Annotated in this window: 8 protein-coding genes; 6 read left to right on the top strand and 2 right to left on the bottom strand. The window is 41.4% G+C overall.

Annotated elements, in window-relative coordinates; all coding sequences use genetic code 11:
* Positions 1-42 precede the first annotated feature (42 nt).
* Positions 43-4167, bottom strand: coding sequence for a hybrid sensor histidine kinase/response regulator transcription factor (locus LY11_RS01630; RefSeq protein ID WP_111631980.1), 4125 nt, complete (start codon positions 4165-4167; stop codon positions 43-45).
* 196 nt (positions 4168-4363) lie between these two features.
* On the opposite strand from LY11_RS01630, the gene LY11_RS01625 reads away from it, so the two are divergent.
* Genes LY11_RS01625 through LY11_RS01600 form a run of 6 tightly spaced genes read left to right on the top strand, consistent with a single transcriptional unit; the run spans position 4364 to position 14810 of the window.
* On the top strand, positions 4364-7681 hold the full coding sequence (locus tag LY11_RS01625; RefSeq protein WP_245952549.1) for a SusC/RagA family TonB-linked outer membrane protein: 3318 nt from the start codon (positions 4364-4366) through the stop codon (positions 7679-7681).
* A gap of 11 nt (positions 7682-7692) precedes the next feature.
* A complete protein-coding gene (locus LY11_RS01620; RefSeq protein ID WP_111631978.1) occupies positions 7693-9453 on the top strand; it encodes a RagB/SusD family nutrient uptake outer membrane protein in 1761 nt (586 codons plus the stop codon).
* Entirely contained in the window at positions 9454-10236 is a 783-nt protein-coding gene (locus LY11_RS01615) for a glycoside hydrolase family 16 protein (RefSeq protein ID WP_111631977.1), read from the top strand.
* A complete protein-coding gene (locus LY11_RS01610; protein ID WP_111631976.1) occupies positions 10217-12307 on the top strand; it encodes a polysaccharide lyase family 8 super-sandwich domain-containing protein in 2091 nt (696 codons plus the stop codon). Before LY11_RS01615 ends, LY11_RS01610 begins: the two co-directional genes overlap by 20 nt.
* 31 nt (positions 12308-12338) lie before the next feature.
* Positions 12339-13544 (top strand): glycoside hydrolase family 88 protein, encoded by a 1206-nt coding sequence (locus LY11_RS01605; protein ID WP_170132594.1) that lies wholly within the window; start codon positions 12339-12341, stop codon positions 13542-13544.
* A gap of 21 nt (positions 13545-13565) precedes the next feature.
* Positions 13566-14810 (top strand): DUF2264 domain-containing protein, encoded by a 1245-nt coding sequence (locus tag LY11_RS01600; RefSeq protein WP_111632236.1) that lies wholly within the window; start codon positions 13566-13568, stop codon positions 14808-14810.
* A 45-nt stretch (positions 14811-14855) separates the two neighbouring features.
* On the opposite strand, the gene LY11_RS01595 is transcribed toward LY11_RS01600, so the two are convergent.
* Entirely contained in the window at positions 14856-16052 is a 1197-nt protein-coding gene (locus LY11_RS01595) for an alginate lyase family protein (RefSeq protein WP_111631975.1), read from the bottom strand.
* Positions 16053-16124 lie beyond the last annotated feature (72 nt).

Here is a 16124-nt window from a genome sequence, read left to right as displayed (position 1 = left end):
CAGTAATCCGTTACTCTTCAGTTGTTTGAAGGATAACGGATTTTATTCGTTTAAGCAATTCTGGATATACTCAGTCGGGCTGATCCCAAATTGCTTTTTGAATTCCAGGCTAAAGTATTTCCGGTCATTAAAGCCTACGCTATAAGCGATTTCAGAAATAGATAAGCCTCCGGCTTTAAGTAACCTTGACGCTTGCTTCAGCCGGAAAGATTTGATAAAGTCATTGACAGACTGATCAGTTAACGACCTGATTTTCTTATACAATACCGGCTGGCTCATGCCTATTTCTGCTGCAAGGGCAGGTACCCCAAAATCAGTATCACTGATATGTTTTTCAATGATTTTGATCAGGCTCGCCAGAAACTGCTGTTCCGTTGTATTGATGATCAGGTTTTTGGGTTCAAGGGTGATCGTCTGCCCGTATTTTAACCTTAATTTTTCCCTTGCATTTAACAGGTTTTCCAGCGTTAATTGCAGCAGCCTGATATTAAAAGGCTTCATGATATAAGCATCCGCCCCGGTTTCCAGACCGTTGATCTGGTGGATATAAGCCGACCTTGCGGTTAACAGAATAACAGGAATATGACTCGTCCTTTCATCCGTTTTAACTCTTCTGCAAAATTCAAGACCGTCCATGTTGGGCATCATTACATCGCTGATAATCAAATCAGGAATTAAATCCGGTGCAGTTTCCCAACCGGCGAGTCCGTCTTCACACTCGTAGATTTGGTAATGCGCTGAGAGCGTATCGCTGAGAAACTTCCTGATTTCTGCATTGTCTTCCGCTAACAGAATAGTGTATTTTTTCACAGGCTGAAGGAGCTGTGAACCCCCAGGTTTACTGGTTGCTGCAGCATTCAGGGTACTGTCAATTTTGGGGTTGGGTCCATTTAAATTTGGAGTCCCATTAAAATCTATCCTTGTATTGTAATTTACAACATCTTCATCATAGCGATAAGCTGAAATCAGCTCTGCAGGTTTAAAATGGTCTTTGCCGATTGGCAGTGCGACAGTAAAACAGGTATGTCCATTTATCCCCTTAACATCTGGCGTACTTTCGAAATAGATTTTTCCGTGATGCAATTCCGTGATGCTCTTTGAAAAGGAAAGCCCTAAACCCGTACCGATATTTCCGGCCGGGGCTACCTGGTAAAAGCTGTTAAACAAATCTGCCTGGTTTTCAAATGGAATCCCTTTTCCACTATTTGTGATTTCAATTTGAACAAGACCAGTTTCAGTTTTAAGGTGAAGGCTGATTTTTCCATTTTTCGGGGTAAACTTGAAAGCATTGGACAGCAGGTTGAACAGCACTTTTTCTAATTGTACTTTATCAAAGTATAATTGGATCTCTGGTTGCGCTGCAGAAAAATTATAAGTAATCTGCTGGCTGATTGCCAGGTTTTGGAAAACCAGGAATAGCTCATAACAGAATTTAACCACGTTACCCGGACTCACCTGCAGCACCATTTTTCCGCTTTCTGCCTTTCTGAAATCAAGCAGTTCTGTGGTCAGGCGCATCAGGCGGTCTGCATTGCTTTTAATTAAGGAAAGCTCCCGGTGCAATTCTGGCTGCGTGATGGTCTGGTCTATGATCTTTTCTAGAGGGCCTGCAATTAATGTTAAGGGAGTTCTTATTTCATGAGAGATATTGGTGAAGAATTCCAGTTTATGCGCATTGGTTTCCTTTTCATTTTTAAGTACTGCCCTGATTAATAAATAACGCAGCAGCAAAACGATGATCCCGGTTGCCAGGCAGCCATAAAATAAATAAGCCCACCAGGTTAAATAAAAAGGAGGGAGGATATTGATTCTGAGTGTTTTAATATTCAAACTTTGTATACCGTCATTATTTGTCCCTTTGACCTGGAAAATATAATCGCCCGGTGGCAGATTGGTATAAGTAGCCGTAGGGGTATTCACAGCGTTCCAGCTTTTCTCAAAACCCTCCAATTTGTAACTGTATTTATTCTTTTCTGGTTTAACGTAATTGAGCAGTGCAAAATTTAAGGTGAAAGTGTTCTGATTATGGTGCAAAGTAAGCTCTTCTGTCAGGCAGATATTTTGCTTCAACAACCCGTCTTTTCCATGAACCTGAACAGATTGATTGTCCAGTTTCAAATCTGTCAGGACAATTTCTGATGGTTTGGTATTGGTTTGAATCTTACTGGTCGAAAAACCTGTAAAGCCATTGTAACCGCCAAAAAACAATTCTCCGTCTGCGCTTTTCAAATACGCATTTTTATTAAACTCATTTCCCGGTAAACCGTCGCTCGAATTATAGTTCTTAAAGGTCTTCCCGACCGGGTTAAACATAGATATGCCATTACTCGTACTGATCCATAAATTGCCGGCATCATCTTCTACGATGCCAAATACATTGTTATTCGGTAAACCATTTTCCTGCGTATAGTTTACAAAGCGGTTATGCTGCTGATCATAATAACTCAATCCACCGTAATAAGTACCGATCCATATTTCGCCATTTTTACGCTGGGTGATACAATTGATATTACTGGATTTTAAACTTTGCGGTAAACCCATTTTGAAGGTAACCAGCAGGTTTTGCGCTTTGTTTAACAGGAACAAACCATCTGATGTTCCAATCCAGGTATCCTGCTGTTGATCTCTGAGCAGTACATAAATGGATCTGTCTTTCAGCTTTTTATTGACTACAGGAAGATTAAGTGGTTTGAATTGTGTCTTTTCAGGGTTGGAATAAAGGATACCGTTCTTTTGCGTGCCTACCCATAAACGCTGTTTTTCATCCTCCATAAAGGTATTCATTTCATCGATCAGCGGATCTTTAGGATGATATAAAAAACGTTTGAAAGATTGTGTAGCAGGGTTGAAGCGGTTTAATCCGCCGCCATGCGTCCCTACCCAAATGACCCCTTTTTTATCTTCATAGATGGATTTAACCAGATTTGAACCTAAGCTGGAAACAGAAGGAGTATTCACGTAAGCTGTGTATTGCCCTGTTTTCCGGTTAAAATAATTCAGGCCGCCCCCTTCAGTACCAATCCACAGGTTTTTCTGCCTGTCTTCTACGAGCGAACTCACTACATTATTACTGATACTGGATTCATATTTGTTTTTCTGATAACTAATAAAGTGCGTAATGTAAGGATAAGCAATATTGACCCCGCCAAAGTATGTCCCGATCCAGATGGACTCATTTTTATCTTTAAACAGACTGTAAACTGAGTTCTGGCTCAAACTCTTTTTATTCTCAGAAGCATTTTGATAAGAAACACAGGTAAATGTTTTTGGGTTCATAATACTGATTCCTTCCAGACTGCCAATCCAAAGGTTTCCGGACTGATCTGTGATGATTTTACGGATCACGTTGCTTACCGGGCTTGTTGGATCATTGGTATGCTTAAAAGCAATGAATTTACCAGCATTGCGATCATAGCGATTTACACCGCCGTTCTGTGTCCCAATCCAGAGGTTTTTCTCTTTGTCTTCCACGATACTTGTAATAAAATTATCGCTGATCTCTCCTTGCTGTCCATTGTTCTTGAAATTCTCAAAGTGATAAATGCCTTTTTGAAGAGTAAGGCGGCATAAACCATTAGAAGTGCCAATCCATAACGCGCCCAGATGATCCTGGTAAATAGTTTTAATATTATTAGATGGAAGCTGCCCGTTAACCGCATAAAAGGAGCGTGCATAAACCCGGTTGTTTTTACCCGCCAGTAATTTCAGGCCATATTCTGTCCCTACCCATAAATTACCTGATTTGTCTTCTTCCATGCAGGTTACTTTTTTTCCTTCGGGATTGCTCATGCTGCCGGAATCGCGTACCAATTCAAAAGACTCTTTTTGACTGTTATATTTTTGCAGACCCGCATCAGTTCCTACCCATAAAGAACCTTTTTGATCTTTATATAAAGCATTGATATAATCATTACGCAGTGAATTGCTATCTGCGGGGTTGTTCAGGTATATTTTAAACCGGTAACCATCATAACGGTTTAAACCGCGCCGCGTACCCAGCCAGATAAAGCCATCCCGATCTTGTGCAATAGAAAGTACCGCATTCTGAGACAGACCTTTTTCAATATTTAAATGGTCAAATAAGATAGGCTGCTGCGCGCTGAGCTGACTACAGATGAAACAAAAAAACAACGCCTGGAAAAGGAAGTAATTTAGTTTGGAGCGCATGGTTTTGTTTTTTCAGTAAAATAGGTTACAAATGGCCTGTTTACGCAATTATAAGCTAAATTATTATAAAATTACCCCTATAAATTTATAAAATTACCCCCTCCGCATCCCCCTTTGCCTATAAGTTTGCTATAGGATGTTACCACCTTGAATGGCCGGAACATTCCTGAAAAACCTAACCAAATAAAAATCAATTATGAAGAAATTATACCTTAATTTAAGAAGGTGTAGCTTAATGTTTACTGTGCTTTTATGCGGCGCATTAACTTTGGTCTCACCTTTAGCTGTATTTGCGCAAAGCAAAGTAATCTCAGGGACAGTTACTGATGAACAGCGGTTACCTGTACCGGGAGTGTCTATCCAGGTCAAAGGCACCTCAAAATCTACCCAATCAGATTCCAATGGAAAGTATAAAATCCAGGCAGACGGGAATGATGAAATTGTATTTACAGCGATTGGTTTTACGACACAAAGTTTAGCTGCTGGCAGTAACGCGATCTTAAATGTAAGCCTGCATGGAACCAGTACAGGTTTGAATGAAGTCGTGGTCGTGGGCTATGGTACACAAAAAAAAGTAAATGTAATCGGTTCCATTGCCACGATCAGTGCGAAATCCTTAGAGAACCGTCCGATCACTAATCTTTCTTCTGGCCTGGCAGGTTTAAGCGCAGGTATAGCAGTGAATCAAAGTTCTGGAAAACCGGGAAGTGACGGAGCTACCATCCGGATCAGGGGAGCAGGTACTTTAAACAACAATAATCCATTGGTGATTATCGATGGGATTGCAGGTACGATGGACGCGGTTAACCCGAATGATGTAGAAAGTATGTCTTTATTGAAGGATGCTGCGGCGGCTTCAATCTATGGCTCATTAGCTGCAAACGGTGTAATTCTGATCACTACTAAAAAAGGGACGAAGAATAAACTCAGTGTCAATTATACCAGTATGTTCTCTGTCGCTACACCCGCTAACATGCCGAAATTCGTGACCGACTATATTACCCATATGGACCTGGTGAATGAAGGCTACCGTAACCTTGGCCAGACTCCTGTTTATACAGATGCCACTAAAGCTTTGTGGACAGCTGCAAACGCTGATCCGGAAGGATTGACCCCACAGGGAATTCCAAACAGGGTTGCTTATCCGAATACAGACTGGGCAAAAGCAATTTTTGAACATAACCTGGTTCAGCAGCATAATATTTCATTAAATGGTGGAACAGAAAACACGCAGTACTTGCTTTCTGCGGGTTATTTAAATAATCCGGGGACGATGGCCAATACTGGAACTGATCGTTTTCAGCTCAGGATTAACTTACAGACTAAAGTCAATAAGTTCCTGACTTTAGGTACACAGACTTTCGCTTCTTTACAAAATTTTGGGATGGCCAGTACAGTAAATGCTTTTAACTTCCTTCGCCAGACCACCCCGGGCGTATACCCGGTTTATAACGGATTATATGGATTTCCGGCAGCTGCTGAAGAGTCTGCTACCGCAAATAACATTTCTACTTATTTATACAGCACAGGCGGAAAAGATCAGGAGTCGAGGTTTAACACGACTGTATTCGCAAACTTTGATATTTATAAAGGATTGAGTTTCGAAACCCGTTTCAATTACCAGACGCGTTTCGAAGAGAAAAACTATTTTAGCAATACCTTCGAAAAATGGAACTTCGCGACCAATACTTTAAAAGTTGCAGCCACTACACCCGACCAGTTGAGTACCTCTTATTTTTTTAATAAAAATTACAGCACCACAATTGATAACGTTTTAAGGTACAATACCACAGTTGCTGAAAAACATGATATTGGTGTTTTACTGGGCTATAACCAGAATTATTTCAATTATTACAATTGGGATGCCACCAAGACAGGTTTGATCGATGCCTCTATTACCACTTTAGGCTCTGCAACCACGATGACTTCTATCAACGGGGATGCTTATGACTATTCGATCCGTTCTTTTTTCGGTCGTTTAAACTATGCTTACCAGAGTAAGTACTTACTGGAAGGTGTTTTCCGTTATGATGGATCTTCCAAATTTGCGCCTGGTAACAGGTGGGGTTTCTTTCCTGCTTTCTCTGCAGGATGGCGTATTTCTCAGGAGCCTTTCATGAAAAATATGAACGATTATGTAAGTAACCTGAAGCTGCGTGCATCCTGGGGTAAAACGGGTAACAACGTGATGAATGCTGATGCTTCCCTGGGAAATTATGATTACAAAGCTGTTTATGGTTCTACACCCTATTCTTTCAATGGATTACCGATTAACGGGTTAATCCAGTCGAAGTTTGCCAATGGAGATTTAAGATGGGAAACGACAACGGTTACCAATCTGGGGCTGGATGGATCGCTTTTTAAAGGTGCGGTTAATTTTGAAGTGGATTTATACAACAAGTTTACAGAAGGAATTTTATATGTCCCAACGATTCCATTAACAGTAGGTACAGCGACAGCGGCCACCAAAAATATAGCGGAAATCTCTAATAAAGGTGTCGAGCTGACTTTGGGTTATAATGGTAAATCTGGTGAATTTAAATACGGGGTGTCTGGAAATTTCGCCTATAACTTTAACCGGGTTAAGAAATATAAAGGTGCTTTACAACAAGGTTATACAACTGATGCGAACGGTAACCAGGTTTATTCGTCAAATTTAGGCAGTGTATCTAATGGGACGATAACCCGTATTCTGGAAGGACAGCAGGCAAATCAATACTATCTGTATAACGTTTACAAAGGAAATGGTTCTTATAAAAATGCCGACGGAAGCCTGAACATCAACGGAGGGCCTAAGGATGGAATGATCCGCACACCTCAGGATCTTGCCTGGTTGCAAAGTATGGTGTCTGCTGGTTATACTTTTCAGCCAACAGGCGGAGCAGCTGGTAAAACTAATATTACTTATGGAGATTTGATTTATGCGGATAACAACGGAGATGGTATTTATGGAAATACTTATGATCAGACTTTCTCTAATGTGTCGGCAACACCAAAATATAACTTCGGTCTGCAACTTAATTTTGCTTACAAAGGTTTTGATTTGTCGATGTTATGGGCAGGTAGTGCAGGTATGAAATACTACTGGAATGCTGCTGGTTACAACAGTTCAATTGTATCTCTTGGTAATGCAGTGAGCACATTAGTTGCCAATGACCACTATTATTACAATGCAGCAAATCCGTCAGATCCGGCAAATAATATCAATGCGCATTATCCAAGGCTTAAAAACACGACCGATGTTCAGAATTCGGGGGTAGCCAGTGATTTCTATTTGTATAACGCTTCTTATGTGAAATTGAAAAACTTGCAGCTGGGTTATACGCTATCATCCAATATTTCTAAAAAAGCAGGGATGAACAGGGTTAGGTTATATGTGTCAGGAGAGAACTTGTTTACAATCACCAAATTCCCGGGACTTGATCCTGAGCTTGGTGTTTCTGGTGGACAGTATGCAGGTGTAGCTTATCCAACAATGCGTCAGTACACATTAGGTTTAAATGTTACTTTTTAAGGGAGAAAGAAATGAGAAAGATTTTATCAATTATACTAACCCTGGTGGTTTTATCGGGGTGTAAAAAAAACTTATTGGAAACCGCGCCTTATTCTGCGGTGGATGCGGAGAAAATGTGGACGACTGATAACCTGACCGATTTGGGGATTACAGGTGTTTACAATGCCTTGCGTTTGGGGATTAATACTTCTGGCGCATCTGGTCTGGAACTTTACCAGTTGGATCGTTTTGGCTTTACCGGGCAAACCAGTGGTTCGGAAGTACTGATGGCAGGAACAGTTACCACGGGTAATTCCATGTTTAGTGATACCTGGAAGAATATGTATGAGGGGATTCAGCGTGCTAATGATGCGATTAAAAACATTCCGCTGAAGTCTCCGTCCGCCGATGCGAAAAAGAGCAGATATATAGCAGAAGCTAAATTTTTAAGAGCTTATTATTATTTCAGGTTAAATCAATTGTACAAGGGTGTACCTATTTACCTGGAGCCGTTTTTAGCGGATGAAGCAGTTAAGGGACGTTCTACTGAAGATGAGGTCTGGACCCAGGTTATTGCCGATTTGACTGCTTGTATTGCGGAGACGAATCTTCCGGACAGGTATACTGCGGGTAATGCTTCTTATGGTCATATTACCAAAGGGGCAGCTTATGCATTGCGCGGTAAGGCCTATTTATATCAACAGAAATGGGCACTGGCCGCCGCTGATTTTAGTAAGGTAAAAGATGCGGGCTATGGTTTATTCAACAATTACACCACGCTATTTAAAACAGCCAATGAGCAAAGTAATGAGATGATTTTCTCTATTCAGAATATTGGGCAGGCGAATGCAGGTTCTACGACGCAGTTTTTTTGTGGTACAAGGTCTTCTTTTGGGTCTTGCTGGAATACTTATCATGTTTCGCCAAACCTGGTTGATTTATATGAAAATGCGGATGGTTCAAAGTTCAACTGGGAGGCTGTGTTACCTGGTTATTCAGCCTTGACTGTGGCGCAGCGGGAGGTTTATTTTTTAAGGAATAACCTGACGGCAGCTGAAATTGCTGCGGCAACAACCAGGGGTGCAAAAATGAGTCTTTATCTGCCTTCGGGTAATGAGGCACGTATTTTACAGGTTTATGCAAATCGCGATCCAAGGTTAGCTGCGAACGTAATTACTCCTTATTCTACCTATGTGGGTGTATATAGCGGGATCAATGCGACGGTAACTTCGAGATGGCCATACCGTTCAGAGGCTGCTTTAAATGGTGATTTACGGACGGATACACAGAGTTATTTCTACTATTTATACCGCAAATTCGTTTATGAGGGTGCTTCGGAGACGTTGAACAGGTCTTATGGGCCTACAGATTTCCCTATTTTAAGATATGCAGATGTACTGCTGATGTGGGCAGAAGCATTAAATCAATTGGGTGCTACTGGTGATGCGATTGCAAAAGTGAATGAGGTGAGAGCAAGAGCGGGTGCGGCTTTACTGCAAATGGGAAATAGTGGATTGCCGACTTATGTAAGCGGTCAGAGTGATTTAACAGAGCGTATCCGTAATGAACGCCGGGTAGAATTCCCGAATGAAGGGATTAATTACTTTGATGAGTTGCGTTGGAAGAGCTGGAAAGACAAAGTTTTCTATACCGATAACGGAGTTAAACAGATCTGGGGAAATACGGTCTATCCTTATTCTTTTAAAGGGGATTATATTTATAACTGGCCTGTTCCACAGGTAGAAATAGAGCGGAATCCTAATTTGAAACAAAATACTGGCTGGATAAATTAGATGAAGGGATATCAATTAGTTGTCTTGTTGCTGCTGGGGGTAAACCTGGCAGCAACCAGCCAGGAAATCAAGAAACGTAAACTTGTTTTTTCGGATGAGTTTAGTGAACAGGGGCTTCCTGATAGTACCAAATGGACTTATGAAGTGGGGTTGGTGCGGAATCAAGAACCACAGTATTATACTTCAAAAAGGTTGGAGAATGCAAGGGTGGAAAATGGAAACTTAGTGATTGAAGCCAGAAAAGAAGATTATAAAGGTTCGGAATATACTTCAGCGAGTTTAATCACTTTGGGTAAAAAGCATTTTAGATACGGTAGGGTAGAAGTGCGGGCCAAAGTTCCTAAAGGTGTGGGGAGCTGGCCCGCCATCTGGATGTTAGGTGAAAACCGGCAGCAGGTAAAATGGCCAAACTGCGGGGAAATTGATATTCTGGAGTATGTAGGTAAGGATTCAACGCAGGTTTATGGAACGGTTCATTATGCAGATTCCGCGGCTAAATATCATTATGTGGGTGAGAAACCGGTGGTAGGGGCACCCAATGAGGACTATCATATTTATGCGGCAGAGTGGGATAAGAGAGGTATTTCCTTTTATTACGATGATTTGAAGTATTTTGTATTTGATTATAAAAAGGCTGCTTATGATCCGGGGAAGAGTTTTAAAAAGCCTTTTTATCTGCTGTTAAATCTGGCATTGGGCAGGGAAGGTACTTTAGGAGGGCCGCTGGATGAACACATTTTACCTTTAAAATATTACGTGGATTATGTCAGGGTTTATAAATAGGGTTGCTGTTCAGTTTAGTTTATGCAGTGCGCTGCTGGTTTGTTTCAGTGGAAGTTTGTCCATTGCTCAGGAGATTCCCGTTCCTTACAGGACAATTATGGGGCGGATCAATGCTGATTTGCAAGGCGGTTCTCCGGATGCTAAGGTGCAGTCTGATCTTGCTGGTTTAAAAGAAGATGGCAGCTGGCCGGATATCAATTATGCGAATCCGGATTACGATCCTTTGCAAAGGATTAAAGGGATTGCGATTGCTTATAGTGGGGCAAATCATCAAGTGTATGGTGATGCAAAGGCTTATGATGGTGTGGTCAGGTCACTTCAGCATTGGCTTAAACTGAATCCTAAAAACAAAAACTGGTGGTACAATGATATCTTTTATCCGAAGACGATTGGTGAAATACTGATCCTGATGCGCTATGGAAAAACTCCTTTGCCAGCAAATTTGGAACAAGCTTTAATTGCCAGGATGATCAGGAAATTAAAGACTGGTGATGGAGCAAATACTTCGGATGAGGCTTTACATTATTTATACCGTGCTTGTTTAACCGAGCGTAAAACTACACTGGATTCTGCTTCAAAATATCTGTTTGAACCTGTTTCGATTACGGATGGCAAGGAAGGGGTGCAGGTAGATAACAGTTACTTTCAACATGGAAAACAGCAAGCAATTGGCAGTTATGGGACTGTGTTTGCCAGCAATTCTGTGAATGCAGCTTTCTATTTGAGAGGTACTGCTTATGCCATGCCTGCCGGTCAGCTGACTATACTGATGACTTATCTGAAGGATACTTTTTTCAGGACTATCCGCGGGAGTTTCTTTGATTTTAATGTGCGTGGCCGCGGAATCAGCAGAAGAGATTCTTTAAAAGGGGTTTTTGGAGGATTGATCGCTAAGATTAAAGTTTTGAACCCGGAAAATACGGCTTATTGGGATGCGGCGGCAAACCGGATGGCGATAGCCGTACCTGCTTCTTATGGGATTATACCGGGTAACAGGGTGTATTGGAAAAGCGGATACACTTTACACGTCCGTCCTGAATATACTTTTAGTGTGCAGACTGCTTCGTCCAGAACATTGAGAACGGAAAGAGGAAATAATGAAAATATACTGGGCAAATTTCTGGCAGATGGCGCAACAAATATCCAGGTTCGTGGTGATGAATATGCAAATGTAATGCCTGTTTGGGAATGGGATAAAGTTCCGGGAACAACCAGCAGGGATTATTCAAATGATGAAGGAGCTACGATTAAGCAGGATTGGGGGATTCCCGGAACAACTGCTTTTGTTGGAGGGGTGAGCAATGGTTTATATGGTTTGTCTGTTTATGCGCAGGATATTGATGGTGTACAGGCTAAAAAAGCATGGTTCTTTTTTGATAAAGAGGTGGTGTGTTTGGGTGCTGGAATCAAAAGTGACGCTGCGGAAGAAGTGAAGACTACATTAAATCAGAGCTGGTTAAAGGGAGACGTTGTTTTGGATAAAGCGAATGCTGCGCCTTGGTGGGTATGGCATGACCATATTGGTTATTTCCTTCCTGATGGAGGTGCCTTTATTGTGAGTGATCAATTACAAAAAGGGAGCTGGTACCGGATCAATCAGTCTCAGTCAAAAGAAGAAATAAGCGGAAAAGTATTTCAGCTTTCTTTAAGTCATGGGGTTAAACCTTCGGCCGGACATTATGAATATATAGTGGTTCCGGGCTTAAAGGATGCAAATGCAATGCGGAGTTATAATATATCCATGATCAGGATTTTAAGCAATACGGCAGATTTACAAGTTGTAGAACACAAGGTGCTGGATCTTTTACAATTGGTTTTTTACAAAGATGGCGTGTTTTCGGCTGGAGATTTCAGCGTTAAGGCTGATAAGGCTTGTACGATCCTGATTCAGGGTTTACATACGGAAAATCCGATTATCAATGTGGCAGATCCAACGCAGGAAAATACGGTTATACAGCTTGAATTGAAATTACCCGGATTAAAAGAGGTAAAGAAATTGAATTGTGTTTTACCAGTTGGCGCACAGCGGGGAGCTACAGTTAGCAATCGTTTAAGCTCTGGACATAATTAAAGATAAATGATTAAGTAAAAACAAAAATAAGATGAAGAAGAAAATCAATTTAATTGCAGGACTACTCTTACTGGCGGGATCTGCCTCTTTTGCGCAGAAATCAGGGACACAATTACAAAATATGAAGCAATTAATTGATGAACAGTTTAATTTTGCTGTAAAACAATATAAAGTTCTGGACAAGAACATCCCTGCTGGCTTAACGCCACAGAGTTATGATGCTAAAACCAATAAACTGGTTGCCTACGATATAAAATGGTGGTGCAGCGGTTTTTATAGCGGTTCATTATGGTATATCTATGAACAAACTAAAGATGCAGCGGTGAAAAAGACGGCTGAAAAAGCATTAAAAGTTATTGAACCAAACCAGCATTACAGTGGTAATCATGACCTTGGATTTATGATGTTCTGCAGTTTTGGGAATGCCTACCGCCTTACCAAAGATCCTGCTTATAAGATAATTATCGACAAGTCGGCTGCTTCACTCGCTAAACGTTACCGTCCGGCAATTGAATCTATCCAGTCGTGGGATAAAAATAAATACTGGAAATGTCCGGTGATCATAGACAATATGATGAACCTGGAAATGTTGAATTGGGTAAGTGATAACGGAGGGGATGCGAAATATAAAGAGATTTCCGTTAAACATGCCAATACGGCTTTAAAGAATCATTTCAGACCTGATTTCAGCTCTTATCATGTAGTAGATTATGATTTGACGACAGGAAAAGTTAACCGCAAAGCGACCTGGCAGGGAGCGGCTGATTGTTCTGCATGGGCACGCGGACAAGCCTGGGCATTGTACGGATATACGATGATGTACCGCGATACTAAAGATCAGAAATACCTGGATCAGGCAAAAGGGATTGCCCATTTTATCCTGAATCATCCCAACCTGCCTGCTGATAAAATCCCTTTCTGGGATTTTGATGCCCCAAAAATCCCTTATGCGGAGCGTGATGCTTCTGCAGGAGCCATCACTGCATCAGCTTTATTGGAGCTGGCACAGTATACTCCGGCAGGTGCAGAGAAAACGGAATTTATAGCTTCAGCAGAAACCATGATCAGATCTCTGTCTACTCCGGTATACCGCGCTAAACTGGGCGAAAACGGCGGCTTTTTATTGCTGCATAGTACAGGTGCGCTTCCTTTGAACAGTGAAATTGATGTACCTTTAGTTTATGCTGATTATTACTTCCTGGAGGCTTTAGGAAGATATAAAAAGTGGTATTTGTAAATGATTAACCAATATAACCTTATGATTTCTTTCCGTACAAAAGCGCTATTGCTCTTGTCTTTCCTGCTTGTTTTTTCTGCGTCTGCACAGCAACGGCAAAAAGGCAAAATTGCTACAGGTGAACAAGACAGACAAGTTTGGGTCAAAGCACTATACAAGATTTCTTACCCGGTAGTTTATAACCTGGCTAATGAAACGTTAAAAAAGAAAATGCCTTTAGAAACAGGGCCTAAATATGCTTTAAACCTCAAAAGTGTGACTTATCTGGAAGCGGTAGGCAGAACAATGGCAGGCATAGCGCCCTGGCTGGCACTGCCTGATGACCGTACTGAGGAAGGAAAAATGCGCAAAGAAATGAGAACCTTGCTTTTAAAGGGGTTAAAGAACGCTGTAAACCCTAAGAGTCCTGACTATCTGAATTTCAGAACTGAAGGTCAGCCGATTGTAGATGCGGCTTATGTGGCCCAGGCATTTATTCGTGCGCCAAAGGCTTTATGGGAACCTTTAGACCAGGAAACCAAGGCACGTTTCGTGGAAGAGTTTAAGTCGTTGCGCAACAGGAGCGGAGCTTATAATAACTGGCTTTTATTCTCCGGTTTAACAGAAGGGTTTTTGTTGAGTATTGGCGAGCAGTATGACCCTGCAAGGGTTCAGTTTGCGGTTAATAAAATGAAAGAGTGGTATGTAGGTGACAGCTGGTATAGTGATGGTGAAAAATTCAGTATGGATTATTATAATTCTTATGTGATTCATACCATGCTGGTAGATCTTGAAAAAATCCTGGCTGATCATAAAAAAGCTCCGGTAAGTGATTACGATCAGGCGTTAAAGCGAATGGTCAGATATTCTGAGTATCTGGAAAGAATTATCTCTCCTGAGGGTACTTATCCTGCTTACGGACGGTCTGTTACTTACCGGACAGCGGCATTTCAAGCACTGACCCAAACCGCGTTACTGGAGAAACTGCCAGCTTATGTGAAGCCCGCGCAGGTTCGTTGCGGATTAACCAAAGTGATTCAGAATATGTTTGCAGGGGATCAGAATTTTGATGATAAAGGATGGCTGGTCTTAGGCTTTAACGGGCATCAGCCTGCTATTGCAGATTATTATACTTCTACAGGAAGTTTATATATGGCAACTTTAGGCTTTTTGACGCTTGGACTTCCCGCAGACAATGAATTCTGGACAGGGCCTGCAGCTCCATGGACTTCTTTAAAAGCATGGACAGGGCAGGAAGTCGTCAAGGATTATAAAGTAGAATATTAAAAAAAAAAGCCTTGATCTAACGAAGATCAAGGCTTTTTTTACAGTTTATGGCTTGTAAAGCAGGTCAGTTAACTGCGTATCCTTATCCTTTGGAAGCGCAGCAGCTTGTTTGAAATAAGCTTCATTTTTGTAGGCTGTACCTGCCAGTGTCAGCAATCTGTACAACTCACTGGTATTGTATGGAATGATTTGTTTGCGGTCTTTCGCCTTTTCATCCATCCCGTATGGAATTAACCAGTCCAGTGCTTTATGTATGCTTCTTCCATCTGAAGTCTGATAATTCCAGACCTCAACGCCAGCATGTTTTCCGAGCAAGGCGAGGTTAAACCAGCCGTCGTTCAGATTCATCGTACTATAACTGTAAGCTTTTGTTCTGGCGAGTTCCAGCGGCTGTTCTCCTTCAGGAGTAATCTGCACCGCTATTCTTTCCAGACTTGCTGTCAATGCCTTTTTTGCCAGTTCCTTCTGGTCTGTAAATAAAGCAAAGGAAACTATCTGAGTATCGTAAATCGTGCCGTGGTTATTTTTGGATTTATGTTCATCTTTTCCGTTTTTGCTGTTTGATAACCAGTCAAGATATTGTTTGTACCAGGTTTTAATCCCTTCAGTTTGTATTGCTGTGATTGATTTTGAGCTGGCCAGAAGACCCATCCAGTCAGCTAATTCCACTAAGGAACGACTTTCAATAATACCAATACCTCTGCCATCGTTCACGCCTGGTATAGCTTGTGCGTAATTCAGGTTAGGATTCATCTTGGTTTCAGGTGCTATGAACCAGACATTCAGCAATTCACTGGCTTTTAAAGCATACTTTTCCTGTCCTGTAAAGTAATAGGCGAGTGAAAGGAATTTACACTGGTCAGTGAGGCCATGCAAAAATACAGCGTCGGTTATTTTATGGATAGCAGGATTACGTTCGCCATCTTTTCTGATATAAGGAGTTCCGTCTGCTTTAGAAGGATCAGGCCAGAAATAAGGTGCCTGACTCATATAGTCATGTTTTGATCCGCTTGGCGGGGTCGATGATTTATCCATCACAGATTTTGGCTTTACGGCCAGGAAAGCATCTGCCTTGCGAATGACCTGATCTACCAAAGGTTTGATTGCCTGATCTTTTTGCTGATAAGCTTCTTTCTTCGCCTTAAGCTGATCGGCATTAATTAAAAATAGTTTTGGGGTTTGTGCGAAAGAAAACTGTCCATACAGGACAGCGAGGATCATATAAAAAAACTTGTTCTTCATCAGTATAAGATTTAGTTACGTTTGGCACTATAACGACCAAATGTAACTAAATCTTATACAAACAAATATGCT

This window comes from Pedobacter cryoconitis (assembly GCF_003259615.1).
In the GTDB taxonomy this organism is placed as follows: Bacteria; Bacteroidota; Bacteroidia; order Sphingobacteriales; family Sphingobacteriaceae; genus Pedobacter; species Pedobacter cryoconitis.
This window is presented reverse-complemented; position numbering and strand designations above follow the sequence as displayed.

What these genes read in the sequence shown, in the direction of transcription:
- LY11_RS01605 (WP_170132594.1), top strand. Translation starts at nt 12,339, where the DNA reads ATGAAGAAGAAAATCAATTTAATTGCAGGACTACTCTTACTGGCGGGA.
- LY11_RS01610 (WP_111631976.1), top strand. Translation starts at nt 10,217, where the DNA reads ATGTCAGGGTTTATAAATAGGGTTGCTGTTCAGTTTAGTTTATGCAGT.
- LY11_RS01595 (WP_111631975.1), bottom strand. Translation starts at nt 16,052, where the DNA reads ATGAAGAACAAGTTTTTTTATATGATCCTCGCTGTCCTGTATGGACAG.
- LY11_RS01615 (WP_111631977.1), top strand. Translation starts at nt 9,454, where the DNA reads ATGAAGGGATATCAATTAGTTGTCTTGTTGCTGCTGGGGGTAAACCTG.
- LY11_RS01630 (WP_111631980.1), bottom strand. Translation starts at nt 4,167, where the DNA reads ATGCGCTCCAAACTAAATTACTTCCTTTTCCAGGCGTTGTTTTTTTGT.
- LY11_RS01620 (WP_111631978.1), top strand. Translation starts at nt 7,693, where the DNA reads ATGAGAAAGATTTTATCAATTATACTAACCCTGGTGGTTTTATCGGGG.
- LY11_RS01625 (WP_245952549.1), top strand. Translation starts at nt 4,364, where the DNA reads ATGAAGAAATTATACCTTAATTTAAGAAGGTGTAGCTTAATGTTTACT.
- LY11_RS01600 (WP_111632236.1), top strand. Translation starts at nt 13,566, where the DNA reads ATGATTTCTTTCCGTACAAAAGCGCTATTGCTCTTGTCTTTCCTGCTT.